This is a genomic window from Rhizobacter sp. P3_C12 (genome assembly GCF_056402735.1).
The window spans coordinates 1-3103 of sequence record NZ_JBFUGW010000456.1 but is presented as its reverse complement, the minus strand read 5'-3'; the positions used below and the strand labels follow the sequence as shown (position 1 = coordinate 3103).

Annotated in this window: 5 protein-coding genes and 1 pseudogene; 4 read left to right on the top strand and 2 right to left on the bottom strand. The window is 61.8% G+C overall.

Going from position 1 to position 3103, the window contains the following annotated elements; translation table 11 throughout:
* On the top strand, positions 1-459 hold a 459-nt coding region (locus AC1DXV_RS33105), incomplete at its 5' end, for a phage tail tip lysozyme (protein ID WP_477937758.1).
* 55 nt (positions 460-514) lie between these two features.
* Here the strand turns inward: AC1DXV_RS33105 and AC1DXV_RS33100 are convergent.
* Together AC1DXV_RS33100 and AC1DXV_RS33095 are read right to left on the bottom strand one after the other, a co-directional pair.
* On the bottom strand, positions 515-877 hold the full coding sequence (locus AC1DXV_RS33100) for a GFA family protein (RefSeq protein ID WP_477937756.1): 363 nt from the start codon (positions 875-877) through the stop codon (positions 515-517).
* 443 nt (positions 878-1320) lie between these two features.
* Positions 1321-1512 (bottom strand): hypothetical protein, encoded by a 192-nt coding sequence (locus tag AC1DXV_RS33095; RefSeq protein ID WP_477937754.1) that lies wholly within the window; start codon positions 1510-1512, stop codon positions 1321-1323.
* 180 nt (positions 1513-1692) lie between these two features.
* Between AC1DXV_RS33095 and AC1DXV_RS33090 the strand changes: the two genes are divergently transcribed.
* The 3 genes and pseudogenes from AC1DXV_RS33090 to AC1DXV_RS33080 all read left to right on the top strand — a co-directional run.
* Positions 1693-2145, top strand: coding sequence for a hypothetical protein (locus AC1DXV_RS33090; protein ID WP_477937752.1), 453 nt, complete (start codon positions 1693-1695; stop codon positions 2143-2145).
* Positions 2146-2654: 509 nt separating this feature from the next.
* Positions 2655-2888, top strand: coding sequence for a hypothetical protein (locus tag AC1DXV_RS33085; RefSeq protein ID WP_477937751.1), 234 nt, complete (start codon positions 2655-2657; stop codon positions 2886-2888).
* Between the two features lie 20 nt (positions 2889-2908).
* Positions 2909-3103, top strand: a pseudogene (locus AC1DXV_RS33080) (IS256 family transposase); the annotation flags it as partial.

Below are 3103 nucleotides of genomic sequence, written 5' to 3'. Positions count from 1 at the left end.
CTGCAGCCGGGCGAGAGCCTGCAGGCCGCGCAGCAGTGGAAGGACAACCTGAAGAAGGACTTCGGCCTCAACGACGCCCAGGCCGCCGGCATCGTCGGCAACCTGTGGCACGAGAGCGGCGGCATGAATACCGGCATCACGCAGGGCGGCGGCATCGGCGGGCCGAACGGCAACATGGCCGACGACAACGGCAACGGCTATGGCATCGCCCAATGGGGCGGGGTGCGCAAGCAGGGCCTGATCGACTTCGCCAAGGCCAACAAGCTCGACCCGTCGAGCCAGGCCGCCAACTACGGCTACCTGAAGCAGGAGCTGCAGGGCGAGTACAAGGGCGCGATCGACGCGGTGAAGGGCACGAACGACGTGGCCGGCGCCACCGCGGCCTTCTGCAACAGCTTCGAGAAGCCGAGCGATCCGCAGATGGCGTCGCGGGTGGAGTACGCGATGAAGCTGGGCTGAGGGGGCATCGGTCCTCGAGGTGATCGCGAGCGACCGGACGTGGCCGGATGCCGGCTCACTCGTCGAAGAATTTCCAGGTGTCCGCACCGTCGAACTTGCGGACTCGCACGGAGGCGATCAACTGCGGGTCGAAGTTTCCGAGGTTCACTCCATGTCTCGCGCCAGCCTTCACCTCGATCGGCTCCCAGTGCGTGACGCTGCCGCAATGCCGACAGCGGATCGTGCGCAGGGTCTTGTCGCCCTGGACGTAGGCCTCGGTCGAGCCGGGATGGCCTTCGATCGTCACCGTCCCGAACTCGAAATACACCCAGGGGCCGCCGATCCGACGGCAGAGCGAGCAGTTGCAGTCCGTGGCAACTTCCGGTGTGGATGGCAGCGTGAGGCGGACGGCGCCGCAATGGCAAGAACCTTGATGCATGGTCAGGACGTCTGTTGGATCTACGGTGCGGGCAGCCTACCCGAAAGCAGCCGGACGAGATCGAGCAGGTCATCGGCATGCAAGTGAGCGAACTCCTTGCCGAGGACAGACCAAGCTGGCCGATCTCTCGAGCCGAAGCGAGAGGTTGACTGCTTGACGTCCGGGAGGGCGAGGATTTGGGCTGCTAGCTCTTGAACTGGTGCCATGTGACCTTCCAGGATCCGAGCGATGTCGACAGGTAGGTGGACAGCCTATCCGAAACCCGCACTAGACTGGCGTCGGCCGTCGGAGAGTCACTCAGACTTGCCCGGCTCCGTGATGCTCATGTCCCACCAGGAGTCCCTACACGTGGAAAGAGTTGGTTGGCGAGTCCCTGCAGGGTTCGTCCTGGCGCCCGTCCTTCCGTGCGGCTTTTTGGCGCTGGGTTCAGCCGCGCTGGCCGGTCAATGGAATGCCATCGGGTTCGCGATCATCTCGATGGTCACTGTTTCCTGGGCGGCAATCGCCGTGTTCGGCGTACCCTCATTCTTGATGCTCAGACGAGTCAAGAAGGTTTCGATCGTCGACTGCCTGGCAGGAGGTGCTTGCTGCGCGCTGCTGCTGAACTTGGCCCTCCATGCGCTTGCGACGTTCATGCTGAGAGACGGCGGCTACTCTGCTGGTGACTCGGGAGGCGCAACGTATATCAATAGCAGGCTCACGTCCCATGGGGTCTACGTCGCACTCCAGGGGCTTCTTTCAAACCTGATCTTGGGAGCGGTTATCGGAGCCTGCTTCTGGGGATTCGCCCTGAGGCCTTCTCGAGCGTGAACAACATGCAAGACACCGTCGAACTGGTGCTCGACTGGCCGCAACCATCCAGTGTGGGGGAGCCACGGGTCAGCACGGGTGCAGGGCCTCTCAGGGTCACCTATGTGACGGCGGACGACAGGGTGGCAGCACTGGAATTCGCGGTGTGTCACCGCCTGATCTACGGCCACCCAAACGACGAGGCACTCGCGTCGCACCCGCTGTATGGCCGTGGCCTGCAGTACTACTCAGTTCACCGCGTCAAGAAGTCGTCACGGCTGCTCGAACTCGAGCCGGCTAGCGCGATTCATCCCAGGCACAAAGCCGAGGTCTACTTGGCTGACAAGGAACACTTTGTGCTCACCTTCCAGGACGCCACCTTGGAGTGCCTGGTAAGCACTGGCGGGCGTTTCGCGCCGAAGGTCATCACATTCGCAACGGCGACAGAGGCGAGAGCAGCAGGCTGGGATATCGCCTGACCACCCGCGCACCGTCCCGCTCAGAGCCAGCAGTCGGCCAGGAGTGGAAGTTCGCGGACGACGGCTTTCGGATAGGCTAGCCCCTCACTTTGACGCCCCAGTCTTCTGCCCCGCGCGCGCTATGCAAATCGATTCGCCTACTTGGCATCTGAGAGAGTCTTGCCCGGTTTGCGGACAAGGTACTTCGTTGTTGTTGGTCAAGTGTTGGGGCTGCGGTGAGATCAGTATCGAGTGCACCGAGGAAGGCTCCCAGTTTGCAGACGCACGGCTGATTCAACCGCCGGAACGTTGGCGGAGTGAGGGGTCAGCCAGGTGCCCTCACTGCGACGCGATGAATGCTCTTCGTCCAGCGAGCGCGGAGGAGATACAAGCCTCCGGCATCGTCATCGGTCGGTATGAATAATGATGGTGACAACGCATGGACTCGCAAACCTGAGGCTCAGATTGATCTGCCCGTCCTTGTCGGTGGTCGGTGACTGCTTTTGGCCGCGCTGGATGGTCGGGTTCCAATGAAAAACTTTGCCCTGCGTGATCGTGTTCTGGTCTCGTCTTCTGGAGGATGGAAGAAGTCATCCATTGCAACAATCGTCAGTGAGCCGGAGCCCGTCGACACCTTGAAAGGGCCGGAGTTCTACTACTGGGTGGACTTCGACGAACCGCAGGAAACCCTTGATGGCGACGACGTGTATGGCAAAGCCCAAATCCTGAGTGAGCCTGTCAGTAATTTTGTGTGCGAGGCATAGCATGACGACCAGGAGCATGTATGCCAAGCAAGACGAAGACGAAGAACGAGGCGATCGCTGCGAGGACGGCGGCGCTGCCGAAGATCCCGAAGGAACTGCTGGATCAATTCACTCAAGGGCCGATGACGGCCGAGGCGATAGCGGAAGCGTCGATGGCGTTCAAGAAGGCGCTGATCGAGCGGGCGCTGGGTGGCGAGCTGAGCCATCACCTGGGC

Coding starts and splice junctions, on each gene's coding strand:
- AC1DXV_RS33100 (WP_477937756.1), bottom strand. CDS start 877: ATGCATCAAGGTTCTTGCCATTGCGGCGCCGTCCGCCTCACGCTGCCA.
- AC1DXV_RS33095 (WP_477937754.1), bottom strand. CDS start 1,512: ATGAACGTCGCAAGCGCATGGAGGGCCAAGTTCAGCAGCAGCGCGCAG.
- AC1DXV_RS33090 (WP_477937752.1), top strand. CDS start 1,693: ATGCAAGACACCGTCGAACTGGTGCTCGACTGGCCGCAACCATCCAGT.
- AC1DXV_RS33085 (WP_477937751.1), top strand. CDS start 2,655: ATGAAAAACTTTGCCCTGCGTGATCGTGTTCTGGTCTCGTCTTCTGGA.